The sequence below is a fragment of the Rhodococcus sovatensis genome (genome assembly GCF_037327425.1).
Taxonomy (GTDB): Bacteria; Actinomycetota; Actinomycetes; order Mycobacteriales; family Mycobacteriaceae; genus Rhodococcoides; species Rhodococcoides sovatense.
The window spans coordinates 4,903,714-4,928,444 of record NZ_CP147846.1; the positions used below are offsets into that span (position 1 = coordinate 4,903,714).

Sequence of the window (24,731 nt, forward strand, 5' to 3'; positions counted from 1 at the left end):
CCTCTGCGCACAATGGTCGCAGTGTGCACCGACAGTACCGAGAGGTATGGTTTTACGAGACGATGGGATTCGGGGCATGGTTGGGATGAAAACGAGAAGTGTTGTGGGACCGTGTGTTGTTGCGTTCGCAGCCGTGGCGGGCGTGCCCGCTTGCGCCGCACCGGATACCGGTCCCAGTTGCTCCGTCAGCGAACCCTCGGTCCTGCGCGTGACGGGTGACGAGTCCCCGGCGTGGGCGAATGAGTGGTTCGCCCAGGGCGGCGGCGCGATCGGTGGCGGCACCGTCGATACCGCCGGTGCCGACGAGGACGAACAGTTCGATCGCGTATATGCGTGCGTCGGGCTGAAGGCTGCGTCCTTCGGCCACGTTGTCGAGGCCGGCGCGCCTGCTCAACGTGACGTGCGAGTTGGCGTCGCCGACTATCTCTACCGAGCCGGCGAGGTAACGGCCGACGGCAGCACATTCTCCGTCGACGTCGCGGTGGCGCGCAGCGAAGCCCACGTTGTTCGATTCGGAGTCGCGTTCGCACCACAGCAGGTCACGAGGAACTCCATCGACGTCTACTCGGGAGCATTCGTCGTACAACTGATGCGCGAGGGCGGGATCCTGTGACGGATTCCTCCTGGTCCATTGCCCTCGTGTCCGAGGAGGGTTGGACATCGTTCCGCGATCTTAGACTCGAAATGCTGGCCGACTCCCCGAAGGCTTTCGTCGAGACCTTGTCGTCGGCGCACCAGCAGTCCGAGACCGACTGGCGCCGCCGGGCTTCGAAAGCGAATTCGGATGGACACTGTGGATTCGTTGCCGTCGATGCCTGCGGCCGATGGATAGGAATCATGCGCTCGACGGTCGAGGATGGCCGTCTCTTCCTGCTCGGTGTGTACGTGTCGCCGGTGTGGCGTTCGTCCGGAATCGCCGATGCCCTGCTCGCGCACGTCGAGGAGTGGGCAAAGACTCGCGGCCACGAAGCCTTGACGTTGGAGGTTCACGAGGACAACCTGCGGGCGCAGGCGTTCTATCGCCGGCAAGGTTTCGAACCGACCGGCGAGACCGTGCCTTACCCGCTGGCGGAGGATGAACTCGAAGTCGTCATGACCAAATCCCTTGCGGAGCGGTCGCGGCCAACGCGTCGATGAGGTCACGCTGAATGTCTGTCGCGGGTGACGAGGCATCGACCACTGCCGAGACGGGCAGTTGCAATCTGTGCTGTGCCTCGGTGCGAAAGACGAGCCCCGTCTTCGGCGTGCTCTCGGCGGTGCTCGCGTAGATGATCGACCAGCATTCCGGGTGGTTGAGGAGTTCGGCGCTCGCCGTGTGATCGGGAGCGACCGGCGGTCCGAAGGCGAGCCGCAGACCGCTGCGCTTCATTGCTCCCTCGATGACCCGGTGCAGCAGAATCTGTTCACTGCGTTTGGGAAGCAGCAGCGGATACGCGGCCAGCTGCTCGAGGCTCGGATTGTCCTCGCTCGCCAGTGGATGGCCGTCGGCGAGAACGACCACCAGATCCTCGGTCCACAACTCCGTCACGTGCAGACCGGAGCGCTCCACGCTTCCCCTGATGAGCGCAACCTGGCAGTCGCCGGACGTCACCGCTTCGATTTGCTCCGCGAATCGTTTCAACACGAAGTCGATCTCTGCCTCGGGATGACGCTCCCGCACTGCAACGATGGCGGCAATGGCATTGGCCGCGAAGGTCATGTTGCCGGTGAGGCGGAGCTGGTTGCGGCGGCGAGCAGTCAATGCCAGGGCCGTCTGCTCGAGTTCCATCATGTGGCGCGCAATGGACACCAATTGTGCTCCCACGACGGTCAATCGAACCGTACGGGAAGTTCGCTCGAACAAGGCCTCGCCCATTTCCCGCTCGAGCTTGGCTATCTGGAGACTGATTGCAGATTGCGAGACGTAGCAGCGTTCCGCCGCGCGCGAAAAGCTCAGTTCCTCCCCGACCGCAAGGAAGTACTTCAGTTGTCGCAGCTCCATCGAGTCTCCATTCATGAGTTCTACTCATCAATGCTATTCCATCTTTCACGTTGATAGACCAGCTCCCGCGGGGTTCTATGGAGAACATGAAAGCGGATATGTACGAGGTCGTCATCGTTGGATCGGGATTCGGAGCATTGGCAGCTGCCAAGTCCCTCGGCAAGGCCGGCGTGAAGTTCTCACTCATCTCCAGCACTACCGAGCACCTTTTTCAGCCGCTGCTCTATCAGGCCGCCACCGGGATGCTGTCGACGGGTGAGATCGCCCCGCCGATCCGGCGCATCCTCGCTCAGTACGAATCGGCAGACGTCCGTCTGGGCCGAGTCGTTGACGTCGACCCTGACAAGCACCAGGTCACCTACTCCGCAGCGGGCACTTCGCACACCATCGGCTTCGGACGGCTGATCGTCGCCACGGGCGCCACGCAGGCGTACTTCGGGCGCGACGAGTTCAAGGAACGAACATTCGCTCTCAAGACCGTCGACGACGCGATCGCCCTGCGCGAGCAAATCCTGAGCTGCTACGAAACCGCGCACCTCACCAGCGATCCGGTCGCCAAGAAGGAGCTGTTGAGTTTCGTCGTTGTCGGCGCCGGTGCGACAGGCGTCGAGCTGGCCGGCCAGATCAGGGATCTGGCACACCGGTACTTCGCCGGATCCTTCCCCGACATCAGTCCTGACGAGGTCAGCGTCACGCTCGTCGACGGTGTGAACGAAGTTCTGCCTGCATTCGGCGGCAAGCTGAGCAAGTACGCTCGGGCGAAGCTCGAGAAGTCCGGAGTCGAGGTCGTGACCGGAGCCATGGTCACCGACATCGTCGACGACACGGTGACCGTGCAGGACGTGGACACCAAGACCTCACGAACAATCGCCGCCAAGACTGTCATCTGGTCGGCCGGAGTGCAGGCAAGCGACCTTGCGGCCACGCTCGCGGAGCGCACTGGGTGCGAAACAGACCGTGCAGGAAGGCTTCTCGTTCACGAGGACTTGACTGTCGGATCGGCGAAGGACATCTACGCGATCGGCGACGTGACGTCGTTGAACGGTCTTCCGGGCCAATCGCCCGTAGCAATGCAGCAGGGTCGCCACGTCGCGAAGACCATCGTCGGCAAGGTCGATGCAGGCACACCGTTCCGCTACGTCGACAAGGGCAGCATGTCGATCGTCGGACGATTCAGTGCAGTCGCACGGCTTTTCGGCAAGGTCGACATGTCGGGGCCGATCGCCTGGGTCATGTGGTTGGCGGTCCACCTCATGTACATGGTGGGGTTCCGAAACCGATACGTCGCAGTGGTGTCGTGGTTGAGCTCGTACATCGGCGACAAGCGTCCGCACTTCCAGTACACAGACAGGTGGGCAGTCCGCACCGAGGCGCGAGTCGACGAAGACCAGGACCAGGAGCGGCAGGCAGCCTAGATCGTCACTCCATCACGTAGAGCGTATTGCCGTCGATGTCGAAAAATTCGAACATCGGCGGCAATCCGTCCCACAGGAGCAACTCGCTGACCGTAGCGCCTCGGGATACGAGGTGTGCGTGCAATGCTGCGGCATTCGGCGTCGTCAATCGGATTCCCGTGTCTCGTCCGACGTCGAAATTCCTGTATGCCTGGACCAAGGCGATCGCCACCCCGGGTGAGCTCATCTCGACCCATCTGGTGCCGATTTCGTCGATCACCCCGTCCATCGTCTTCGTCAAATCGAGAGCACCGGCGTAGAACTCGATCGCACGGTCTTGATCGGTCACAGGTACAGCCACTACGCGGATATCGGTCACAGATCGGTCGGTCATTGCGTCCTCCAGGTCGCCGGTGGTCACTTTTCCTCAGGTATGGACCGCGCGGCTCGGGGAAAGTCATCGCCCGGAGACGAACCTCTCCAGGTACCGACGCGTGGGCGCGTCGGGAGTCAAGGAGATCGCTTTCTCGTATGCCGCGCGCGATTTCTCGGCTTCACCCAGTTGTGCGAGCAGGTGAGCACGAACGGCCCACGCCGGCTGGAAGCGGTCGGTCCCGTCGAGAGCATCGAGCATGTTCGACGCGACATCCGCTCCATCGGTCTCGGCGGTCACTACCGCGAGAGCCACTGCCCCGCCTAGCGTCGGGGTCAGCTCCTGCAACACCGAGTACAGCTCCCGGAGAGTCGACCAGTCCGTGGATCCACTATGTCTTCGGGCGCAGTGCACGGCGGAGATCGCGGACTCGAGTTGAAATCGTCCGAGGGCGCTCGCTCCGGCGGCGACCAGTCCGTGCGCGCGCCTCAGATGAACTTCTCCGCGGGCGAGAAGACGCTCGTCCCACAGTCGAAAGTCCTGCTCCGACAGTGGAACGAACACTCCGCTGGAGTAGCGGGAGGGAAGTCGCGCGGACGACAGGCAGATCAGCGCAGCAAGACCGTGCGCCTCGGCGTCGTCGGGCAGCAGATCGCACGCGGTCTCCGCGAGATGGAGGGCCTCGCCGGTCAACCCGTCACGTACTTCCGAACCAGTGCTGTGCCAGTCGATGGCGAACGCTCCGTAGACGGCGGCAAGGATGGCGTCGATGCGTTCCGGCAGCACCGTGCGATCCGGAAGTTCGAACGAAAGACCTGCATCGCGGATTCGTTTCTTGGCCCGACCGAGCCGCGCCGCGAGTGTCGACGACGGCAACGCGAACGCTCGTGCGATATCGGCCGCTGTGTAGCCGAGGATGACGTCGAGCATGAGCGGAGTGTGGACGGCTCGGTCGATGGCAGGGTGTGCGCACACTGCCATCAGTTGCAGTCGCTTGTCCGGCACCGCGTCGGGGTCGATCGTGTCGAGATGGGCCCGTGTGTGTTCGGCCGGGTCCAGCGAGATCGACGTGCGATATGCAGCAGACTTCCAGGTGTCGCGTCGACGGTTCCTGGCGGTGGTCAGCAGCCAGCCGTCCGGATTGGCGGGAACGCCGTCGTTCGGCCAGGTCCGCAACGCACGCTCGAAGGCATCCGACAGTGCGTCCTCGGCCGCCGCAATATCACCGTCCGCCGACGCGAGCAATGCGAGGAGTCGGCCGTACGAGGTGCGAACGACGTACTCGACATCGATCATCGGCTCGGCCGTAGCTCAGGTCCACGAACCGTTCACGAACGACGTGGCAGCAGCTCGCACTTCGACGACTCCGAATTGGGCGCCGGGGCAGCGTTCCGCCCACATCAACGCCGCGTCTTCGTCGGGAACGTCGATGACGAACACTCCGGCGACACCTTCCTTCGAATCCGCGAACGGGCCATCCTGAATCTGAAGGGCCCCGGTCCGCAGTGTGACTGTCTTCGTCGCCGAGGCCGAAGCAAGCACCTCGGCAGCGACGAGAACCCCCGCGGACTGCAGCGCTCGTCCGTAGACGCCGAAGGCCTCCTGCATCTGGGTGATGACTTCGGCGTCGATCTCGCCTTCGGCGGGTTCTGCGTTGTTGAGTACGAGTGTGTATCTCATGATCGTCTCCCTTTCCTGTCCTTCTACTGTGTACGGCCTGGTGCGGTCGCACACAGCTATGACGATCGAGATCGGCTGAAATCGACACATTGGTAGATCTACAAAATCAATTGGGACTTATGACAGCGGTGCACCTACGTATTCGGTAGATCTCCTCGAATCCAACTGTGCGTGCAGCCGACGGTGTGAAAACAAACTGCAATCCCGTTTGCTGCACTAGCGTGATCTTGCACACGCTACGGGGTGTTTCACCCTTGGCATCTGACAGAACTGCTTGGGGGAATGGACCGTGACGACACTCGAGGGTAGGCCGACCGAACGCGAGACGTTCAGCGCCAAGCGTTCCGGCAGACATCGACGAGGGATGTTGTCTCAGGGCGCAGCTGCGTTTTCGGATTGGTTTCACCAGCCGCACGATTACGAGTGGATCGTGGCGCATCGCTCGGTCCGACACCTGCACACGGTCATCCGGGGCGTCTTCAGCCTCGCGACCCTGATCTTTGCGCTGACGTCGGCAATAATGCTGTTCAGTCCGCGCGGACCGCAGGTTCTCGAGGGGCGACTGTGGGTGTGTTTCGTGCTCGTCGTGCAGGTTGCCGTCGCATACGTCCTCATCGTCTGCCCGGTGCCGAACAAGTATGGTTTCATCGCCTTCGGAATCTTCGGTGACGTCGGTCTCGCGTCCGTACTCGCGTGCTACGACGCGACAGCGGCCACTATGGGAAGCGCGCTGTTCGTCATCACAGGTGCGTACTGCACCTTCTTCCTCAGTCCTCGGTGGATGGTCGCCCACCTTGTCTTCTCCTGCGGCTTTGTCGTCTTCTCGGCGTGGCGAGGGTGGTCGAGCACCGGCGAACATCCGGCCACGACTCTCGCGGTGCTCACCGTGATCATCACGGCCATCGCGGGTGTGCCCGTTTTCGCCCACATCGCATGGACTGCGATCGCCGGCGATGCCCGGCGGTCGGCCCGCGATCCGCTGACCGGCCTGCTGAATCGGCGTGGCTTCGACTCCGCAGTACTCGACCTGTGGGATTCCGCGGTCGGTAAGGACGAGTCGATTGCTGTCGCGATGGTCGACGTCGATAAGTTCAAAGCGGTCAACGACGTCTACGGTCACGACGCCGGTGACGGGGTGTTGACCGACATCGCACGAAGGCTCGAACGAATCGTCGGCGACAGTGGGATCACGGCACGGACCGGCGGCGAGGAGTTCGTCGTCGTGATGTCGGGTGAGCGCACAGCTGTCGAATTCAGACTGCTGGAGGCGGTCTCGGCGGTCCACGACAAGGACGACGACGTACCGATCACGGCCAGCTTCGGGGTGTGCGTTCTCGAATCGGACTCGGTGCTGCGCCACGCCGGCCACTCCATCATCGGCCGAATGCTTCGGTCTTCGGATTCGATGATGTATCGGTCGAAGGCCGCAGGGGGCAACCGAATGTCCGTCCATTCGCTCTGAGGAATCACCAAACAAACTTCAAGTTTGTTTGTATCGATCAAAATGGCACGGAAGTATGTTTTGTGCGATACCTTTCAGGAGCAGGGGCAGTGAGCGACTGTGCTGAGAGGATGGGTATCAGATGGCAACAACGATGGTGTCCACGGATGCGACCGAGGGTCTGAGTTTGGGTGGACAGCCGGCGTCGCACCAATTGCGCGTATCGCGAGACACGACGACGCAGCTGGTCGATCACATTGTCGGTACTACCAAGTGTCGCGATCTGACCGATGAGCTCGGACGCGGCGTGGTCGCCGACATCACGGCCGAATGTGTCGCACTTGCCGCCGATGTCCTCGACAGCGGAAGGCAGCCGTCGGCGCCGGAATTGGATCGTCTTCGTCGTGCTGCCGGGAAGTGGGCACGCGCCGGTGTGCCGTTGGCGCCTATCCAGCATGCGTTCCACGAGGGGTTCTCGGTCGGTCTCCGCATGGTTGCTCTCCATGCCGTCGACGGAGAGCATGCGGCCCTCGTCGATGGAGCAGTCTTGATGTTCGGCCTACTCGACGTCGTCTCGGAAGCAGTCTCCTCGGCGTACCTCGACGAATACAAGGCTGTCGCAGTCCAGGAGAAGGATCAGGCTCACGCAGTGGTGACGGCCCTGTTGGGCGGTGACGCTGCCGCGTCCGCGGTGGCAGAGCGAAACGGTACCGAGTTGGCGGCCTGCTATGAGGTCGTCGCCGTTCATTTTCCGTCTCACGATGACGAGACTGGTGCGCCCGGTACTCGTGAAGCGGCGGCGGCCCGCAAGCTTCAGGCGATCTCCGCAGCGCTGTCCGACTTCTTCTCTCCCGCTCCCCCATTGGCGATCCTGAGTCCATCGGGTGGAACCATTTTGATTCCCGATGCGGCGGAGACAGCAGCAGAAGAACTGGTGTCCCTCCTGACCGAGACGGGAGGGGTGCCGGTCTCGGCGGCCGCCGCGACGGCGATACCCGAGCAGGTGCCCGATGCTGCCGAGAATGCGTACGAGCTTCTCCGCCTCGTTCAACGATTGAGCTACCGACCCGGTGTCTATCGAATTGCAGATTTGGCCCTGGAATTTCAGATCGCCCGCCCAGGTGTCGGGCGTCGACACTTGAAGAGAATGCTCGACCCACTTCGTCGGGTGCCGGACTTGTTGCCGACCCTGGAAGCGTTCGTGTCCACCGAGGCGAACCGGAAGAAGGCAGCGACGCGGCTCGTGGTCCACCCCAATACCGTCGACTACCGACTGAAGCGCATCGAGCAGATCACCGGGATCGACCCGATGAAGTCCTCGGGTCTGCGCGCTCTGCATGCTGCGTTGATCGCCGACTCTCTCGATCCGAAGAAGTCCGCGTGACAATTACCCGTACGGCCCCTGTCACCTCGATCGCAGCGCGAGCGGCCCTGATCGCGATCGATGACATGGTGCCGTGCTTTCAGCCCGTGGTGTCTTTGAAGTCGGACGCCGTAGTGGGAATCGAAGCACTCGCTCGCTGGCCAACCGTCGAGGGTGTCGACCCTGCCGAGGTCTTCGCGCTCGCCCGCATTCGTGGAGTGGTATCCGACATCGATTTCGCCTGTCGCACAGCGGCAGTGAAGGAAGCCCGTTCGGCAAACCTGACAGACGGGCTCGCGCTGTACCTGAACTACGAGCCGTCGGGTATCACCGATCGTGCACGCACCGAGGCACATCTCGACGCGTTGGAATGCGAAGGCGACGTGGTTCTCGAAATCACCGAACGCGGACTGGACGGGGATAAGGAGAGTGTGCGCTCGATGGTCGATTCTGCACGGCGACGCGGCTTTTCGATCGCACTCGACGACGTCGGATCCAACGCGGGCACGCTGGCGGCCCTCTCGTTCGTCGAACCGGACATCGTCAAACTCGACGCCTCGATCCTTCGTCGGCCGTATTCGTTCCGCAGTGCTCGGGTCATGTCCTCCGTTCGTCGATACATCGCCTCCAGCGGTGCCGTCATCCTGGCCGAAGGGATCGAATCCGAGCGCGATCGAGCTCGGGCGATCAGGCTCGGAGCAACTCTCGGGCAGGGCTGGTTGTTCGGGGCAGCGTCGACGGGGGCGGATGTGCGAACGAGGTTCAGCTGAATTCCGTCGCATTTTCGCGAGCCCACTGTGCAAATGTGGTCGATCTCCCGGTGAGGTCGGCGGCCGTTGTGCCGACTGCCTGGGGATTGTCGACCTGTGCCGCTAGGCCGTCGACGTAGGTGACTGCGAAGTCGCCCATCGCCGGGGTCAGTGCATCGATCGTTTCCAGCCGTGACACCTGGTCGAATCGGAGGTTTTCGCCGAGTGCGTCGCCAATGTGTCGAAGGATGGCGGTGCGGGTCAGGCTTTCCGGGCCGGTCAGTGTGTACGCCTTCCCGATGTGACCTGGTTCCGTCAGGCACGCGGCGGCGACGGCTGCGATATCGTCCATCGCGATCGGGGCATTCGCGGAATTCGGGTACGGCTCGCTGACCGATCTCGTTGCGCGGATCTGGGGAGCCCACATCGTCGTGTTCTCCATGAACTCGCCGGGCCACAGATGTGTCCATTCGAGACCGGATTCCTCGACGGCGCGAGAGATCGGGTACCACCAGTTCCCGGGTGGCCCCGCCAGATCGACGACGTACCGCACCCGGGCCGACTTCGCGATTTCCAGTACCTGGCGCACGGTCTTCTCCAGCGGGGCGAGGTAGACACTGTCGACGCCCTCGAACGCAGCGGGAAGTGATTCGACTCGGCCGAGGTAGCCCTTCACTACCTCGACACCGTCCGGCAGGTCCGCGATTTCGGGTTTGTTGGTGAGCGCTCGGATGTCGCTCGCGCCCGTGGCGATCAGATGATCGACGAGCATTCTTCCTATGTTGCCGGTAGCGCCGGTCACCAGAATTGTCATATCGTACAGTGTACGGCCAAACCGTCTACCGTGGCGACATGGTCGATCGACCGCGACAGCTGGATCCTCACCGAACCGCCGAATCTCCGACACCGTCTGAGCGCGCCAGTGCGATCCGCTATCAACTTGAAGGGGCCTGGCCTGGTCCAGCTTCCCATCGTTGGACGTAGCCGGCGATCGGTTGGACTGCGGTGATGAGGTCGATGCCTTGGGGTGTGAGCCGGTAGCGGACGGTGACGGGGGTGGTGGGGATGACGGTGCGCTCGACGAGTCCGGCGGTCTCCAGTTCCTTCAGGCGCACGGTGAGCATGCGCGCGGAGAGTCCAGGTATGGCTGCGGCGATGTCAGTGAATCGTTGGGCGCCGCGAGCCATGGCGATGAGGATGCTGGGCGACCAGCGCTTGCCCACGATTTCCAGGATGTGGCTGGCGTGGTGGCATTCGGCTTCGTTGGTGTCGCTCCAAGGAGTGGGTGGACGATCGGGTCGCGTCGAGGTCACTTACCTAGTGTAAGTCGGTTATCCGAACCGCGCCGGTGGGCCGACCGATCTAGTTATGAAAGGTAAGTCACTTACTGCACGTTTGTGGTGGAGAGGGGTCGGCGGAACCATGGAGCCATGCCTGATTATGGTCGGCCACTGCGTTTCGGCAGTTTCATCAGCCCTGTTAGTCAACCGCCGCGGCGACCCGTGGATCTTGCGGTGCTCAGCGAGGACCTGGGCCTGGATCTGGTGACGTTCCAGGACCACCCGTACCAGGCAGCGTTGCACGACACGTGGACGCTGCTGACATGGGTGGCAGCGCGAACCTCGCACATTCATGTCGCGGGGAACGTGTTGAACCTCCCCTTGCGACAACCCGCTGTCCTCGCGCGGGCTCTGGCGAGCTTGGACCTGCTCAGCGACGGTCGTGCGGAGTTGGGCATCGGCTCGGGTGGCTACTTCGACGCGATGGCGTCGATGGGTGCCCCGCTGCTGACGCCGGCCGAAGCTGTGAGCGGGTTGGACGAGGCGCTGGACATTGTCCGCGGCATCTGGGATGTAGAGGCTACGACTGCGCTGCGGGTCGAGGGTCGATTCCACCGGGTCGATGGCGTCCAACGTGGACCCGCGACCGCTCGTCGGATCCCGATCTGGGTTGGTGCGTACAAGCCGCGGATGCAGCGGATGATCGGCAGGAAAGGCGATGGGTGGCTACCCAGTCTTCCTTGGCTGCAGCCGGGAGGCGTCGCTGAGGGCAATCGCATCATCGATGACTCCGCTCGTCGCGCGGGCCGCGATCCGGGTGACATCGCGCGACTGTTGAACATCGTCCCACCGGTGTCGGCCGAACAGATGGCTCGGCTTGCGATCGAGGACGGGGTCTCGACGTTCATCCTGGGCAGCGACGACCCGGGTGAGCTGCGCCGGTTCGCTGAGGTCACGGTCCCCGAGATCCGCGACCGGGTCGAGAACGCCCGGGCGGGCAGCGGTCATGCCGCAACGACCACCCCGCCGGCCCCCTCGATGGCTCCCGCGCTGGCGGGCGACCCGGGTGCCGCCGTCACTGGCTGCGCATGCACTGGTTCCCGGCGACCAGGGCTACGCCGCGTACACGTCGGGGTTCTTCCGGGGGGCCCGCCCCGCCATGGTGCTGAGACCGCAGTCGCCCGCTCAGGTACAGGACGCTGTGCGGTACGCCGACCGGCACCGCGACGTGCCGCTGGGCGTCCGTAGTGGCGGGCACGGACTGTCGGGCAGGTCGTTGAACGACGGGGGCATCGTGATCGCCGTGGACGGACTCGATGAGATCACCGAGCTCGATGGAGGGCGCGCGCGTCTCGGCCCTGGTGCCCGTTGGGGGGACGTGGCGGCTGCGCTGGCGTCCCACGGACTGGCGCTGACCGCGGGCGACTACGGCAGCGTCGGTGTCGGTGGCCTCGCAACCGCCGGGGGCATCGGCTGGTTCGTGCGCGAGCACGGGCTGACGATCGATCATCTCCGGTCAGTCGAGGTGGTCACCGCTGATGGCGAGCTGGTCCATGCGAGCGCAACGGAGAATGCCGACCTGTTCTGGGCGATGCGGGGCGCTGGTGCGAACTTCGGCGTGGTTGTCTCGTTCGAGTTCGAGCTCCACCCCGTCGGTTCCCAGGTCGGCTTCGCGATGTTGGTGTTCGCACCCGAAGACATCGCTGGTTTCCTGCAGGACTGGGGCACGACGATCGAGGCCGCTCATCCCAGCGTGACTGGGACGCTGACGATCAGCCCGAGCTCGCGCGCGCGGCCGGCGATGGCCCAGGCGCTGATCGTCGTCGACTCCGACGACGCTGACACCGTCCTCGACCGCCTACAACCCTTCGCAGGGCTGGCGCCCATGGCCGATCAATCCGTCCAGCTCATGCCCTACGCCTCACTCCTGGCGCAACCGGCCGGACCGGAGGCCAACCTGGGACGTGGCGAACCACTCGGTCACTCCGGCCTTGTACGGCATCTCGACGCCGACGTCGCCAGAGGACTGGCCGACCTGTTGTCGTCGAAGAGCTCATTCATCCTCTCGGTGCGGTCCGCCGGCGGTGCGGTAGCCGAGACTCCAGCGGATGCCACGGCCTACGCATGGCGTGACGCGAACTTCTTCGTCGCAACCCTGGGGGGCGGATCCCTTGACTTCGAGAAGCACTGGAATCAGTTGATCCCCCTGTTCGAAGGCATGTATCTCAGTTTCGAGACCGACACCGGTCCCGACGTCGTCGCACGCGCGTTCCCGCCCGCCCACCTGAAGCGGCTGCGTGAGCTGAAGCGGCAGTGGGACCCCAGCGGCCTGTTCCGCGACAACTTCTTCATCGACCCCACGGTCGCCGACCCGGAAGCCGCAGAGCTTTCGGTCGCTGACGACAGCGTGCGCTGACCTACGACCGGGCCGAGGCGCGCCCACCGCCCGAGTCGATTCTCTCCGCCGCCGCGTACATGCGCCGGTCCACATACCCAACCGCACCATCCCGTCGACATCACCTATGAGGAGAACCATGTCCCTGTTCCGGCTCGACGCCAGTATTCGCACCGAGGGCTCAGCCAGCCGCGCCCTGGCCGATATCGTCGAGGCCCGCTGGCGCGAAGCCGCCCCAGCGGCCCAGATCACTCGTCGACACCTCGTCGCCGACCCCATCCCGGGCGATGCGTGGCACACCGCCGTCGGCGCGTGGCACATCCCCGAAACCGACCGCACCCCCACCCAGCAGTCTGCGGTAGACCTGGCCAGGTCTCTGGCTGATGAGCTCGCTGTCGCAGACGCGTACCTGTTTGCCGTCCCGCTCTACAACTTCGGTGTATCCCAGCACTTCAAGACCTACGTCGACCTCGTCGCCACCGACCCACGCATGGCCGACGTCACGCCCGCCACCGCTGACAAGCCCGGTGTCCTGGTCACCGTGCAAGGCGGCAACTACTCCCCAGGTACGCCCAAGGAAGGCTGGGACCACGCCACTTCGTGGATGCGCCGCATCCTCGAAGACGTCTGGCACATCGATCTCGACGTGGTGACCCGAGAATTCACCCTCGTCGGCGAGAACCCAGCCCTCGACGAGTTCACAGACATGGCCGCGGACATCAGAACCGGTGCCGAGAACAACGCACACGAGAGCGGTCGCACCTTCGCACAGCGAAGCCGGCCTGCGGGCGCGTGAAATCACCACGCAAGTAGACCTTCTGGACGCGCCGCAGTTGCCGTATGTGCGAGCTCGAGGGTGGTGGGGAAGCGCTCAGTCTATTCGGAACTCGGCACGAGCGGCGTGAGAGGAAGCGCAGACGTCGGCTTCCTGCGGTCGCGGAGAGGAATGGAGAGGTAACCGAGCCAGGAGAAGTCGAAGCGACGCAGAACGGTACGGCGTGCCAGGGCGAGGAGAACCGCAGCGCCGGTCACCGCCATCCAGGCCGGCATCGGGTAGAGGGCCAAGCGTTCACCCAAACCGAAGTGGAGTGTCTGGGCGAGCATCAGGATGGCCCCGACAACTCCGACCAACGCGCACAGCGCGGACCACAACGCGACCATCCGACGCTCATTCCAGAGGTGCCAAGCGATGAGTACGAGAACTACGTGTCTGGCGACGAAGCCGGGCAGTACAGCGGACCAGTGCGTGATGGTTCCGTCGTTCGCGGGGAACAGTCCCGTCGCGGCAGTGCTGACTGCGATGACGACGGCGAGCGTGAGGATCCACTTCTTCGACCGCCCGTTCCGGATGTGCCGATGCAGGAAGAACGCGCCTACCAGCGTCAGAACTCCGAGCGCGACGAACGTCGAGTTCATGACGTCGTGCATCGGCGAGCATGAGTCCACCTCGCAGCTGGTCACACCGAGGGAACTGATCGAGTCCTGCGCGAAGCTGTAGGGCCTGCTCCATGCCGAAGCCGTGAACATCTCCGCCAGCACGTAAGCGAAGCTCAGCACCCATGCAGTCCCGGCTGCAGCGTGGCGCAGATTGTGCGCGGAGCTCTGGGAGGTGATGGTGTGATCCTTCTGGCGGAGCGGACGAGGTCGAAGGTCCGACTGTACGTGGGCAAACTGAGAGTGTCCGCTTTGTCCAGTAAAATTTCGGGTCGCCACTGTCGATCGTGTGTATTGTCCCTGGGGTGTCCTTGGGGGGCATATGGCGGAGACACCGGGGGGCGTCCAGCATGGTCTGTCACGATTCTGCGCGCTCGCGGATGGAGTCGATCGGGTCGTACTTGCCCGCGCGCATAGTCACCAACGAGGAACTCCTCGCCGGGATGACGCACCCACCGCATCTGGACATCAAGGCCGTGACCGGGATCGAGCGCCGCAGGGTCTACGACCGAGATGCACAGCCACCTGAGGATTCGCTCAGCATGGCTCTCGATGCGGCACGAACCGCGCTGAACCGATCTTCGTTCGATGCCGCCGACCTCGATGTCGTGATCAACTGCTCGATCACCAGGTTTCGCGACGGTGACACCCTGTGTTTCGAGCCGTCCTTCGGGTTGACGATCAAGAACGAGCTGGGAGCCGAGCGAGCGATCCATTTCGACATCTCGAACGCCTGCGCTGGGATGTTGACCGGTGTCCTTGTCCTCGACGCGATGATCAGGAGCGGAGCGGTGCGTCGAGGGATGGTCGTCTCCGGCGAGAGGATCACTCCGATCGCCGAGACCGCAGTGATCGAGATCGCCGACAGGTACGACCCACAATTCGCGTCGTTGACGGTCGGTGACGCAGCGGCAGCGGTCATCCTCGATGACGGAGGTACCGAGGGAGACCGGCTCGAGTACATCGAGCTGATGACCTGCTCGAAATACTCCGAACTCTGCATCGGTCAGGCCAGCGAGAAGGGGCCCCGAATTGCGCTGTACACCGACAACCGCGCCATGCACAACGCCGACCGGTACCGGCTCTGGACGATGCGTCAGCGAGACTTCCTCGCCGAGCGTGGGACGACGTTCGTCGACGAGGAATTCGACTTCATCGTTCATCATCAGTTCTCCAAGCCGGCCGCCGACGTGATCAACGTGCTCGCTGCGGAGGAATTCGATGCAGCTCTCCCACCTGGCCTGGACGTGTTGGAGGACTACGGCAACACGGCGTCGACGTCGCACTTCGTCGTACTCGACCATTTCCTACAGCGTGGCGTGATCCCGCCTGGGTCCAAATTGCTGTTGGTTCCTGCTGCTTCGGGTGTCGTTGCCGGCTACCTGGCATTGACGCTCGGGAAGGTATAGATCGTGGGTGTCGTCATTGCTGCAACGGCGGCCAGGCCGATCCGCGCCAGCGGGATCGAAGCGTGTGCCCAGGCCGTGACTGCCGCTGTTGCCGAGGCAGGTCTGCGCCCGGGGGACGTCCACGCGGTGATCAACGTCGGTGTCTATCGGGACTCGAATATCGTGGAACCAGCTGTGTCGGCACTCATTTCGAAGAGTGCTGGAATAGGCCTCGAATACACCGCCGGTGCGGTACCCACGTTCTCGTTCGACTTGATGAATGGGCCGTGCGGCGTTCTCAATGCCGTCCAGGTGGCGTCCTCGCTGCTGACGACCGGGAGTGTCGCGAACGTGGTGATCTGTGCAGGGGACACGCACCCCTCGATGACACCCCAGCCCTACGAGAGCTTTCCCATAGCCTCCGTGGCGACCGCACTCGTGCTGGTCTCGGAAGATTCCGATGCCGGATTCGGTGTCCTGCAGACCGAATCGATATCGGGACCGGTGCGAATCGAAGGTGGGGTCACCATATCGGCGGTCGGTACCCAAGGCCGCTCGACGGTGGCGGTCACCAGGTCCGACGACCATTTCGAGTCGATCCGGCTTGCGGTCGATGTCACGCAGCGTGCGCTGAAATCCCGACGGCTCGACCCGGGCAAGGTCGCACTGATTGCAGGTGCTCCGTTCCCTACGTTCGGTGCCGAGATCGGCACCGCCGTCGGCATCGACGATGTAACCGTGCCCGAGTGCGACGGCGACCCGCACACCTCGGCCCTCCCCCTTGCCTATGGCAGGGCTGCACTCGCACGCCGAGATTTGATCTTCGTGGCAGGCGGCGGACCGACCGCAGCGGCAATCACGTACCGACGACAGCTCAGACCAGGAAGTTGACACAAACCATGAAGTGGACACGAACCATTCCAATTCTCGGGTGGCTGTTCCTGATGTGGGGCGCGTGGGCGGCAGCCCAAGGGCGCTTGCCACGCTCGCATGCAGTGCGCGCCGCCCTGATGATCGACGCCGGACTCAGCATCGGCGCGCATGCGGTTCAGATCCCCGCGGCCATCTCGGCCGCGCAGCCACTCGGACATTCGCGTCGACGAATCACGCTACTCACCATGGTGTTCGGTGCAACCTGGTATCGGACGCTGGCGTGAAGGTACTCGTCACCGGGGCGGGTGGATTCGTCGGATCTGCCCTCGTGCGCGACCTCCGTGCACTCGGCCATGAGGTCCGGGCGGGCGTGCGGTCGGCGGCACAGGCCGGCGAAGTACCGGCCCAGCTCGACGACCGTGACATGCTCGACGTGGCCTGTTCGGGGGTCGATGCCGTGGTGCATGCCGCCGCGAGGCTCGGCCAGTTCGGGAGCCGCCGCGGTTACTGGGACGACAATGTCCGTGGAACCCATCGTCTTCTCGCCGCTGCGAAGGCGGCCCAGGTCGGACGATTCGTGTTCGTGTCCAGTCCCAGCGCGCTGATGACGCCCGGTGACGGTGACCGGTTCGACATCGATGAGACCGAGCCCTACCCGAACCGATTCTTCAACGCCTATTGCGAGACCAAGGCCGAGGCCGAACGCATCGTACTTCGTTCCAACACAGATGAATTCACGACGCTGGCACTTCGACCCCGGGCGGTGTGGGGGCCAGGGGACCGATCCGGGCCGGTGGCAACAGTCATCGAACGGATGCGGGCAGGCTCCATGCCCGATCTCAATCGCGGACGTGACGTGTTCGTGAGCATCTGCCACATCGACAACCTGTCGTCGGCCTGCGCTGCGGCCCTGGATCCGATGCGGTCCGAGTCCGACGTCGTAGGGGGACATGCCTACTTCGTGGCCGACGGCCAACCGGTCGAACTCGGCTACGTATTCGGTCGCCTGGCCGCGGCGTTGGACGTCGCTGCCCCGACACGGACTGTGCCCCGGGCAGTTCTGACACCGGCCCTTGCTGCGATCGAGGCGATCTGGAGAATCCCGTTCGTAGGGGAACGCGTGGAGCCGCCGTTGTCGAAGTACTCGGTTGCTCTGCTGACCAGATCCGCAACCTACGATCTGGCCGCCGCGCGCCGGGATCTCCATTGGAAGCCGACGGTCGAGTTCAACTCCGCACTGGAAAGGATGGTGCGCAATGCCTGACCTATGGGTGATCGTTCCCGCGTACAACGAGGAAGTCGGAATATTCGACACTCTTGCCTCGCTTGCAGTGCAACAGGACCCGAGCTTCACGCTTCTGGTGGTGGACAACGGGTCGACGGACGGGACGCGCGCTGTGGTTACGGAGTTCGCGCGCGAGAATCCTCGGATGCGAACAGAGATCGTCTCGGAACCTGTCAAAGGTACTGGCGCGGCAGCGGATACCGGTATGCGGTACGCCATCGCTGCGGGGGCCGAGCTGTTGGCGCGTACCGATGCGGACTGTCTTCCGGCGCCCGATTGGACGGTTCAGATTCGGCGTGGCTTCGACTCGGGCCTTCTGCTGCTCAGCGGTGATCTGCGACCGCGCACGGACGAGGGTGTGGGGCGCGGCCGGGTACTGATGGTCCGGGCGGCGGTGGAGCTGGCGTCGTTCGTGGGCAAGTATCGTTCCGGAAATCGAGACCCGTCCTACCTCGGTCCGTACGTGATGACGCCAGGGTGCAACATGGCAATCACCGCCGAACTGTACGTCGAGGCAGGCGGGTTCCCGCGTACCTGCATCGAAGACCTCCACGAGGATCGTGCTCTCGTCAATGCGGTGCGTCGGGTCACACGTCGCTACGGGCGGTGCCGAGCGATGCGTGTGTACGGATCTCAGCGTCGGGTCAAGGCGTGGGGAATCGTGAAGACTCTTCAGTGGTACGCCGACCACCGATTTCGCCCTGAGCTCGTGGACATTCGATGACCGAGGCAACCGAACAGCCGGGGCTGATCGAGTTGATCCGAGCCCGCGCAGAGGTGGCTCCACACGATCCTGCCGTCGGGTCGTCCCCGGGCACCGCGTGGACGTATGCCGAGCTGACAACTCGGATCGATTCTGTGGCAGAGGGTCTGACCAGACGAGGACTCAGGCCCGGTCAGCGAATGTTGTTCTCGATTCGGCCATCTCCCGAGTCGATTGCGCTGGTTCTCGGCACGATAGCGGCTGGCGGCACGATCGTGTTCCTCGATCCCGGGATGAGCGAGGAGTTGTTCCGCAGTCGAATATCGCTCATCGACCCGAAATGGGTTGCAGCCGAGTCGCTGCTCTACGCGGCTGCGGCCCCTGGTCCGCTGGGAACGCTGGCCCGTCGACGTGGACTGGTCCTCCCTCGTTTGAGCGCGCTGCGTGCACACAAGATACGCTGCGGTCCGTGGCTGCCCGGCGTTCCGAGGGGCTCTGTCGAGGCTCGGGCCCTCCTCGACCAGTGCATCACCGGACCGGCGGTAGGTGGCCGTAGTCTCGATTCGGACGCGCTGGTGGTCTTCACCTCCGGAACCACAGCGGACCCGAAGGCAGTGGTCCATTCCGAGCGTTCGCTCACCGCGGCCTTCCACGCGCTCGCCGGACGGGCAGAACTCGGACCTGGTTCGGTCGTGTACACCGACCAGGCGATGATCGGACTACCTGCGCTGCTCAGTGGAGCGAGGTGGAACATCCCGAGGCACCCGCTGATGTCCGGCATCGACGAGCGCCGATTCATGCAGTTCCTCGGTGACGCGACACATGCCTTTGTCGTTCCCGCGCATCTGCCGAAGATGATGAGCCTTGTTGCAGCCGGCGAGGTCGAGTTCCCGGGGAGCCTCGAGCAGATCCTGCTGGGCGGTGCGCCCGTCAATGCTGCTGTGCTGGAGGCGGTTCGCAGCGTCCTTCCCGATGTCGACGTCATGGCGATATACGGGATGACCGAGATCTTGCCCATTGCAACGGTTTCCGGCGCAGACAAGCTGGCCTACGAGGGTGTGGGAGACTTGGTGGGAACACCGGTACCCGGCGTCGAAGTTCGTGTCGCCGACGACGGGGAGCTGCACTTCTCGGGCCCGAATCTGTGCACCGGGTATCTCGGGGCCGGCCCGATGTCGGAACACGCGTCGGGTGATCTCGGAAGTCTCGTGGACGGACGAATCGTGTTGTCCGGCCGCGTGAAGGACATGTTCATACGAGGTGACACGAACGTCTACCCGGGATTGTACGAGCCTCGAATCGCCTCTCTTCCAGGCGTCGACGGGTGCGCATTCGTCTCGGTGCCCGACCGCTACGGTGACGAGCAGATCATCCTCGCACTCGTGACGGCGAGCGCCGATGCCTTCGACAGAGCAGTCGATGCTCTCGAGTCCATCGTCGATCATGCTGCTCGGCCGGATCGGGTGTTGCGCGTCGACGGTATCCCTACTTCGGGGCGCGCGTCGAAGCCCGACCGTGCCTTACTGGCAACACAACTGGAGAAGGTGAACAGATCATGAGTCTGGCATCGATTGTTGCTCCGTTTCGAACTGTCGAGAGCAGGCAGGAACTCAAACTGCTGTTCCTGGCCCAGCCAGTAGTCCCCGTTGTGCTCCTCGGAGTCCGACTGTTCGGCCCGATTCGGAACCTCCCCGGACTCGGGTGGGTCGTCACCGATCCGCTGTTGGCCAGACAGATCTTCAACGACGCCAAGCATTTCTCGATTGTCGATCACGGTGGCGCCGGGTTCTGGTGGAAGCAGGTTCTCGGCGAATGGGTCCTCGACCTGTTCGACGGCGTCGGGCATCATCGGATCCGCACCGCGGTACGAGATCTGTTCACAGCGGAGTTCACCAACCTGCTGGTCGAGCGGGCAGGCGGATCGAGTTTCGCGGCGTTGAGCGAGGATCTTGCCGCCGGCAGGCAGGTCGACATCGTCGCGTGGTCGAGGGCGACGATCGGCAGGGTGCTGGCCGACCTCGTCGGCATGACGGCCAGCGACGTCGCCGACACGTTTCCCGACGCCGACCCGTCCGACATTTCCGGCCTCTATCGTCTCCTGAGTGCGGAGGGCGAGAACCTTGCCAACTACGCAATGGGTATCGGTGCACCGGATCTGACGGACGAGGACATGCAGTCCTCCAAACAGGTCGTGGAACGAATCACGTCCATGGTTCCCCGTGCATACGCAACAGCCGGTGACGACACCGTCCTCGGACGGCTGCGCCGAAGCGGAGTGAGCGAGCAACATGCAATCGGATTGACAGCGCTGATGGTGGTCGCGGGTACCCAGACGACCATCGCAACTGTCGGGCGAATGGTTGCGCTGCTGCATGATTCCGGCGAACAGCACACGCTGCTGGCGAATCCGGACAACGTCGAGAACACGGTTCGGGAAGCTCTTCGGGTCACCAGTGCCGCGGCGGCCGTCGGACGCGGTGTCTCGCACGACGTCCGGATCGGGGGCAAAGACCTGAAAAGGGGTGACGAGGTGAAGGTTTTCCTGTGGTCGATCAACAACGCGATCGGCCCATTTCAGGCCGATCGCGCGTATGTGCCGGAGCTGCGGCAACTGTGGTTCAGTGGCGGACGGCACCTCTGTATCGGTTCGACGTTGGTCAACATCGAGCTCGCCCGTGTCCTCGGTGCGTTGACCGCCAGTGGGAGGCCGTGGCGGATCGTGGAACGAAAAGCACGTTCCCGCTTGCTTGTTCCGGGTTACGAAAAGTTGGTCATCGAGCTGGTCTGAGATCGATCAGAACCTGTACGTCGACGGCGAGGCCGGTGAGGGCCGAGGCGCATGTGGCACGCAAGTGTGCTGCAGACTCCACGAGTTCCTCGTGTGCGACTCCGCTGGAGTCGGTGACGCCGGAGATTCTGAGCACGCGCTTGTTCTTGACATCGAGCACCCGGCCGCTCGCCGACGCGATTCCAGGAGTCGACTCGAACTCGGCTGCCGCGTTCTGCGCGGCCGACACCAGGTCGACACTGGCGTGTTCGTCGTTCTCACTGACCAACCTGGCCGGCTGCCTTCTCGGCCGGTGGGCGTAGAGCCACCGAAGACCGATGGCAAGCGTCAGTACGGCGGCAGCAGTCAGAGCCCATGGCCACCACGCCATGTCCGCCCAGCTGCCCGGTGACCAAGTCTCGAACGTTCTGCGGGCCTCGTGCACCTGATCCGGAAGCTGTCCGCGCTGCCACGCGGCAGCAGCTGCACCGACGGCGATGAGCACCGCGCCGACGACGAAGGTGGCGAATCGATCGAAGACAGCCACACCGGAACCGATGGACGAGACACGCGTGCGACCCGGGCGACGGCCGAGCCAGACTCCCTCGGAGACGGAAAGGCGATGCGTCTTCTGTCGTGGCAGAAGGGCGAGCACGACAAGTATCAACCCCAGAACTGCGATGGCAATCCCGATCGGCAGCAGTGCCGACGACACGGTCGAATCGACGAGCGTGTCGGTGACTGAGCTGATCCATGCGGTACCAGAGATCGCGCCGAACTCGATGAGGGCGTCTCGTCCGAGGATTACGCCCAGAACACACAGCGCGAGTGCGAGAAGCACCGCGATCGGTGTTGCCCTCGGCGCTGCTTTCGGGGTCACTCGACTCTCCTGGTGGTTGTGGAGTTGCGTTCGGGCGCAACGTAATGAATGCGGACAGCGATCGTGTCGACGTCGAGGCCGCTGTCTCGAACGAGATCCTCGGACACCGCGGCGCGAATACGGGATGCGACGTCGGCGATCGGCGTCGCCCATCTAGTTGCGGCCTCGACCGTCGCTGTGACCCGTCTGCCGCGCACGGATGCCTCGACATGTGGAAGCGTGCGCGCCGTCAACCCACCCGTGACGCGTTCGACGCCCGAGACACGGCCGGCTGCGATCTCGGCGATGCGCGTGACGACGCGGTCCCGTACTTCGAGGGTGCCCCGGGGAGTGTCGGCGCCTGGTGCGCTATCGGTCATGCCTGCGTCCGCGAGAGAATGCCGAGACGTCGAGTTCGCCGTCGATGTACCGGCCGACCGCGAAGCCGGCGGCGGCGAGAACGACTGCGAACAGGAATCCGGTGAAACCGCCTGTCGCAGCTGCGATCGCCAACAGAAGTCCTACGAACAGTCCGATGGTCGAAGTCGTCATGATCTTGTGTTGCTCCTGGCTAGATGTCGAAGTAGCGCTTGGATCGCACCCGGTCGAGGGCGCGTACGACTGCTGTGATGGCTGATCGCTTTCGGCGTTTCCACACGCTGCGTCGAACGGTGATGGGTTCGAATGTGGCGGGCACAGTTCCGAATGTGGCGGGCGCCGTGCCGAATCTGCGTTCCACGGCCGCGAGTTCGCCCGCGTAGACGTCTGGATCTCCCCCGACATCCGGGTGATGTGCGCGGGCCACGGCTCGACGAGCGGCCGTGTGTTCGGCAGATCGGGTCATACTCGAACTACGTCCTCCACAGTGACGTGAACGGGCCCGTTCGACAGCGCACTGACGGCGGTGCGGATCGCATCGGCCGTCTCGCGGATGGAATTTCCGGCTGCGACAGTCACGTGGACCTCGACGCCGTCGTCGCTGATCCGGATGCCGGACACCCGCCTGCCCGGCAGATATGTCGCCGCTTCACCGAACATCCCGCCGTGCAGGCCGGCGACACCTGATGTCGCCAGCACTGCATCGGCGATCACTTCGGAGATGTCGGGTTGCTCGGTCACTGAACCCGAGTTCCCGTGACTTCCTGGCCCTCGTCGTCACCTTCGTCGAGGTACACGTCGTGGACGACGATATTGACCTCGGTGACCTCGAGGCCGGTCATCCGCTCGACGGCGGTGATGACGTTGCGACGGATGCCCGATGCGAGATCGGCGATGGACACGCCGTACTCGGCGACGATGTCGATGTCGACGGCTGCTTGGCGCTCCCCGACCTCGACCGACACGCCCTGTGACTGGTTGACGCGCGCACCCGGAATCCGTTCGCGCAGAGCGCCGATCGCGCGGGAGGTGCCGCCGCCGACGTCGTGGACACCCTCGACCTCGCGGGTTGCGATTCCGGCGATCTTCGATACGACCGTGTCGGCGATCGTGGTCCGCCCGGTCGTGCTCACCAGTGCGGAATCGGTCTTGGGAGTGACTGCGGCCTGCGAAGATGCGGTGTCCGACTTGTCCAGCGTCTGGCTGCTCATGTGTTCTCTCTCCTTCGAGTGCGATTGTGTCGGAAGTAGGTCGTACCCAGAATCCGAAAGCGCATGCCTGAATCGAGTGATCTGAGACACAGCCCGTTGTGCCTGGTACAACGGTGTCGTGAACGACGAGGCGTTGCGGACGGACCACATCCTGGTCAGCAATGCCGCGCTCGGAGACACCGATGCGTTCGAGCAGATCGTTGCTCGGTACGGCCCTGAGATGTTCCGCTACGCCAGCAACATGCTGTCCGACCACGGTGCGGCCGAGGAAGTGGTGCAGGACGCCTTCGTCGCAGCGTGGAAGGGACTGGACACCTTTCGGGGCGATTCGAAGCTGCGGACCTGGTTGTTCTCGCTCGTGTCCCACAAGGTGGTGGACCATCGGCGCAAGCGAGCGGTGGCGCCCGCCGAAGATTGGATCTTCGAGCGAAGCAGCACAGACGCCACCGCGGACCCGGAGAAGCGGGCGGCGGCCGAGAACTTCATGGAAGATCTCGGCCGTGCCCTGTCCGAGTTGCCGTACCGCCAGCGGGCGTGCTGGTTGCTGCGTGAGGTCGAGGGGATGACACATCCGGAAATCGGGCAGATCATGACACTGTCGGCTGGTGCAGTTCGCGGGCAGCTGCAGCGAGCACGAACAACTCTGAGCGAAAGGTTGGCGGCATGGCAGTGATGCGACGATGACGCCGGACCCCGACTCGATTCTGAACCGAGCCGCCCGCGAGCTGCGGGACGCGCCCGAGGAACCGCGCTGGGTGGACATCAGCAGCTCGATCATCTCCAAGGTTCGCGCCACGACGCGACGCACGTGGCCGGTCGACGCGTCGTATCCCACCTCTCCCGTGGGGCGCGAGTCCGACACGCTGCATGTCAGCGACCAGGTCGTTCGCAGAGCAATACTCAGGGCGCTCGCCGGGGTCCACGGATCTCAGCCGACCGACATATCGCTCTATCTCGACGACAAGACATGCACCGGAATTTCCATCGCAGTCGTCGGTGCCTACGGCAGCGATCTGCAAGCTGTCGGAAACGATCTGGCGCGCATCGCCATCGGCGTGGTGGCCGATACTCTCGGGGTCGCGCTGGTCCGCTCGGACGTCGACGTTCGCGTCGACGACATCGAAGTGTGACACGACCGTCTGTGACATGACCCCGAGTGTAAGGATTTCATCAAGAA

At 63.8% G+C, this 24,731-nt stretch carries 31 protein-coding genes; 18 read left to right on the forward strand and 13 right to left on the reverse strand.

The window, feature by feature from the left end; all coding sequences use genetic code 11:
* Positions 1-208: 208 nt before the first annotated feature.
* Both WDS16_RS22805 and WDS16_RS22810 read left to right on the forward strand, forming a co-directional pair.
* The gene (locus WDS16_RS22805) at positions 209-613 is read left to right on the forward strand and encodes a hypothetical protein (protein ID WP_338887946.1); all 405 of its coding nucleotides are present in this window, start codon (positions 209-211) and stop codon (positions 611-613) included.
* On the forward strand, positions 610-1,137 hold the full coding sequence (locus tag WDS16_RS22810) for a GNAT family N-acetyltransferase (RefSeq protein ID WP_338887948.1): 528 nt from the start codon (positions 610-612) through the stop codon (positions 1,135-1,137). Before WDS16_RS22805 ends, WDS16_RS22810 begins: the two co-directional genes overlap by 4 nt.
* Here the strand turns inward: WDS16_RS22810 and WDS16_RS22815 are convergent.
* Positions 1,091-1,981: a LysR substrate-binding domain-containing protein gene (locus tag WDS16_RS22815; RefSeq protein ID WP_338887950.1), complete on the reverse strand. Its 891-nt coding sequence runs from the start codon at positions 1,979-1,981 to the stop codon at positions 1,091-1,093. The genes WDS16_RS22810 and WDS16_RS22815 overlap by 47 nt on opposite strands.
* An 86-nt stretch (positions 1,982-2,067) precedes the next feature.
* On the opposite strand from WDS16_RS22815, the gene WDS16_RS22820 reads away from it, so the two are divergent.
* On the forward strand, positions 2,068-3,396 hold the full coding sequence (locus WDS16_RS22820) for an NAD(P)/FAD-dependent oxidoreductase (RefSeq protein WP_338887952.1): 1,329 nt from the start codon (positions 2,068-2,070) through the stop codon (positions 3,394-3,396).
* Positions 3,397-3,400: 4 nt separating this feature from the next.
* Here WDS16_RS22820 and WDS16_RS22825 read toward each other — a convergent pair whose 3' ends face one another.
* The 3 genes from WDS16_RS22825 to WDS16_RS22835 form a co-directional block, all read right to left on the reverse strand.
* Entirely contained in the window at positions 3,401-3,769 is a 369-nt protein-coding gene (locus WDS16_RS22825; RefSeq protein ID WP_338887954.1) for a hypothetical protein, read from the reverse strand.
* 63 nt (positions 3,770-3,832) lie between these two features.
* Entirely contained in the window at positions 3,833-5,044 is a 1,212-nt protein-coding gene (locus WDS16_RS22830; protein ID WP_338887956.1) for an RNA polymerase sigma factor, read from the reverse strand.
* Between the two features lie 15 nt (positions 5,045-5,059).
* Positions 5,060-5,428, reverse strand: coding sequence for a YciI family protein (locus WDS16_RS22835; protein WP_338887957.1), 369 nt, complete (start codon positions 5,426-5,428; stop codon positions 5,060-5,062).
* Between the two features lie 289 nt (positions 5,429-5,717).
* On the opposite strand from WDS16_RS22835, the gene WDS16_RS22840 reads away from it, so the two are divergent.
* From WDS16_RS22840 to WDS16_RS22850, 3 genes are all read left to right on the forward strand, one after another.
* Complete coding sequence (locus WDS16_RS22840) at positions 5,718-6,890, forward strand: GGDEF domain-containing protein (protein WP_338887959.1); 1,173 nt, start codon at positions 5,718-5,720, stop codon at positions 6,888-6,890.
* Positions 6,891-7,011: 121 nt separating this feature from the next.
* Positions 7,012-8,253, forward strand: coding sequence for a helix-turn-helix domain-containing protein (locus WDS16_RS22845; protein ID WP_338887961.1), 1,242 nt, complete (start codon positions 7,012-7,014; stop codon positions 8,251-8,253).
* On the forward strand, positions 8,250-9,002 hold the full coding sequence (locus tag WDS16_RS22850) for an EAL domain-containing protein (RefSeq protein ID WP_338887963.1): 753 nt from the start codon (positions 8,250-8,252) through the stop codon (positions 9,000-9,002). Before WDS16_RS22845 ends, WDS16_RS22850 begins: the two co-directional genes overlap by 4 nt.
* On the opposite strand, the gene WDS16_RS22855 is transcribed toward WDS16_RS22850, so the two are convergent.
* Together WDS16_RS22855 and WDS16_RS22860 are read right to left on the reverse strand one after the other, a co-directional pair.
* Positions 8,995-9,795, reverse strand: a complete 801-nt coding sequence (locus tag WDS16_RS22855) for an NAD(P)H-binding protein (protein ID WP_338887965.1) — start codon at positions 9,793-9,795, stop codon at positions 8,995-8,997. The two genes, WDS16_RS22850 and WDS16_RS22855, sit on opposite strands and share 8 nt — an antisense overlap.
* Positions 9,796-9,916: 121 nt before the next feature.
* Complete coding sequence (locus WDS16_RS22860) at positions 9,917-10,294, reverse strand: helix-turn-helix domain-containing protein (protein ID WP_338887966.1); 378 nt, start codon at positions 10,292-10,294, stop codon at positions 9,917-9,919.
* A gap of 117 nt (positions 10,295-10,411) precedes the next feature.
* On the opposite strand from WDS16_RS22860, the gene WDS16_RS22865 reads away from it, so the two are divergent.
* From WDS16_RS22865 to WDS16_RS22875, 3 genes are all read left to right on the forward strand, one after another.
* Entirely contained in the window at positions 10,412-11,509 is a 1,098-nt protein-coding gene (locus WDS16_RS22865) for an LLM class flavin-dependent oxidoreductase (RefSeq protein WP_338887967.1), read from the forward strand.
* Positions 11,421-12,677, forward strand: coding sequence for an FAD-binding oxidoreductase (locus WDS16_RS22870; protein WP_338887969.1), 1,257 nt, complete (start codon positions 11,421-11,423; stop codon positions 12,675-12,677). The genes WDS16_RS22865 and WDS16_RS22870 overlap by 89 nt, the downstream gene beginning before the upstream one ends.
* A 118-nt stretch (positions 12,678-12,795) precedes the next feature.
* Entirely contained in the window at positions 12,796-13,452 is a 657-nt protein-coding gene (locus tag WDS16_RS22875; RefSeq protein WP_338887971.1) for an FMN-dependent NADH-azoreductase, read from the forward strand.
* An 80-nt stretch (positions 13,453-13,532) separates the two neighbouring features.
* Here WDS16_RS22875 and WDS16_RS22880 read toward each other — a convergent pair whose 3' ends face one another.
* Entirely contained in the window at positions 13,533-14,183 is a 651-nt protein-coding gene (locus tag WDS16_RS22880) for a DUF998 domain-containing protein (RefSeq protein WP_422395855.1), read from the reverse strand.
* 287 nt (positions 14,184-14,470) lie between these two features.
* On the opposite strand from WDS16_RS22880, the gene WDS16_RS22885 reads away from it, so the two are divergent.
* From WDS16_RS22885 to WDS16_RS22915, 7 genes are read left to right on the forward strand one after another with little or no spacing between them, the layout of a single operon-like run.
* Complete coding sequence (locus WDS16_RS22885) at positions 14,471-15,499, forward strand: 3-oxoacyl-ACP synthase III family protein (RefSeq protein ID WP_338887975.1); 1,029 nt, start codon at positions 14,471-14,473, stop codon at positions 15,497-15,499.
* 3 nt (positions 15,500-15,502) lie between these two features.
* A complete protein-coding gene (locus WDS16_RS22890; RefSeq protein ID WP_338887977.1) occupies positions 15,503-16,369 on the forward strand; it encodes a hypothetical protein in 867 nt (288 codons plus the stop codon).
* 8 nt (positions 16,370-16,377) lie between these two features.
* On the forward strand, positions 16,378-16,635 hold the full coding sequence (locus tag WDS16_RS22895; RefSeq protein WP_338887978.1) for a hypothetical protein: 258 nt from the start codon (positions 16,378-16,380) through the stop codon (positions 16,633-16,635).
* Positions 16,632-17,615: an NAD-dependent epimerase/dehydratase family protein gene (locus tag WDS16_RS22900; RefSeq protein ID WP_338887979.1), complete on the forward strand. Its 984-nt coding sequence runs from the start codon at positions 16,632-16,634 to the stop codon at positions 17,613-17,615. The genes WDS16_RS22895 and WDS16_RS22900 overlap by 4 nt, the downstream gene beginning before the upstream one ends.
* Positions 17,608-18,360, forward strand: a complete 753-nt coding sequence (locus WDS16_RS22905; RefSeq protein WP_338887980.1) for a glycosyltransferase family A protein — start codon at positions 17,608-17,610, stop codon at positions 18,358-18,360. Before WDS16_RS22900 ends, WDS16_RS22905 begins: the two co-directional genes overlap by 8 nt.
* Positions 18,357-19,898, forward strand: coding sequence for a class I adenylate-forming enzyme family protein (locus WDS16_RS22910; protein ID WP_338887981.1), 1,542 nt, complete (start codon positions 18,357-18,359; stop codon positions 19,896-19,898). Before WDS16_RS22905 ends, WDS16_RS22910 begins: the two co-directional genes overlap by 4 nt.
* A complete protein-coding gene (locus WDS16_RS22915) occupies positions 19,895-21,127 on the forward strand; it encodes a cytochrome P450 (protein ID WP_338887983.1) in 1,233 nt (410 codons plus the stop codon). The genes WDS16_RS22910 and WDS16_RS22915 overlap by 4 nt, the downstream gene beginning before the upstream one ends.
* Here the strand turns inward: WDS16_RS22915 and WDS16_RS22920 are convergent.
* From WDS16_RS22920 to WDS16_RS22945, 6 genes are read right to left on the reverse strand one after another with little or no spacing between them, the layout of a single operon-like run.
* Positions 21,111-21,986 carry a hypothetical protein gene (locus WDS16_RS22920; protein ID WP_338887986.1) on the reverse strand — a complete coding sequence of 292 codons (876 nt, stop codon included), beginning with the start codon at positions 21,984-21,986 and terminating at the stop codon, positions 21,111-21,113. The genes WDS16_RS22915 and WDS16_RS22920 overlap by 17 nt on opposite strands.
* Positions 21,983-22,345, reverse strand: coding sequence for an Asp23/Gls24 family envelope stress response protein (locus tag WDS16_RS22925; RefSeq protein WP_338887987.1), 363 nt, complete (start codon positions 22,343-22,345; stop codon positions 21,983-21,985). The genes WDS16_RS22920 and WDS16_RS22925 overlap by 4 nt, the downstream gene beginning before the upstream one ends.
* Entirely contained in the window at positions 22,335-22,517 is a 183-nt protein-coding gene (locus tag WDS16_RS22930) for a DUF2273 domain-containing protein (protein WP_338887989.1), read from the reverse strand. The genes WDS16_RS22925 and WDS16_RS22930 overlap by 11 nt, the downstream gene beginning before the upstream one ends.
* Before the next feature lie 19 nt (positions 22,518-22,536).
* Positions 22,537-22,809, reverse strand: coding sequence for a hypothetical protein (locus tag WDS16_RS22935; protein ID WP_338887991.1), 273 nt, complete (start codon positions 22,807-22,809; stop codon positions 22,537-22,539).
* On the reverse strand, positions 22,806-23,084 hold the full coding sequence (locus WDS16_RS22940) for an Asp23/Gls24 family envelope stress response protein (RefSeq protein ID WP_338887993.1): 279 nt from the start codon (positions 23,082-23,084) through the stop codon (positions 22,806-22,808). Before WDS16_RS22940 ends, WDS16_RS22935 begins: the two co-directional genes overlap by 4 nt.
* Positions 23,081-23,554 carry an Asp23/Gls24 family envelope stress response protein gene (locus WDS16_RS22945; RefSeq protein WP_338887995.1) on the reverse strand — a complete coding sequence of 158 codons (474 nt, stop codon included), beginning with the start codon at positions 23,552-23,554 and terminating at the stop codon, positions 23,081-23,083. Before WDS16_RS22945 ends, WDS16_RS22940 begins: the two co-directional genes overlap by 4 nt.
* A 118-nt stretch (positions 23,555-23,672) precedes the next feature.
* Here WDS16_RS22945 and WDS16_RS22950 point away from each other — a divergent pair, with 118 nt between their 5' ends.
* Together WDS16_RS22950 and WDS16_RS22955 are read left to right on the forward strand one after the other, a co-directional pair.
* Positions 23,673-24,227 (forward strand): RNA polymerase sigma factor, encoded by a 555-nt coding sequence (locus WDS16_RS22950; RefSeq protein ID WP_338887997.1) that lies wholly within the window; start codon positions 23,673-23,675, stop codon positions 24,225-24,227.
* A 7-nt stretch (positions 24,228-24,234) separates the two neighbouring features.
* A complete protein-coding gene (locus tag WDS16_RS22955; RefSeq protein ID WP_338887998.1) occupies positions 24,235-24,684 on the forward strand; it encodes a hypothetical protein in 450 nt (149 codons plus the stop codon).
* Positions 24,685-24,731: the final 47 nt, after the last annotated feature.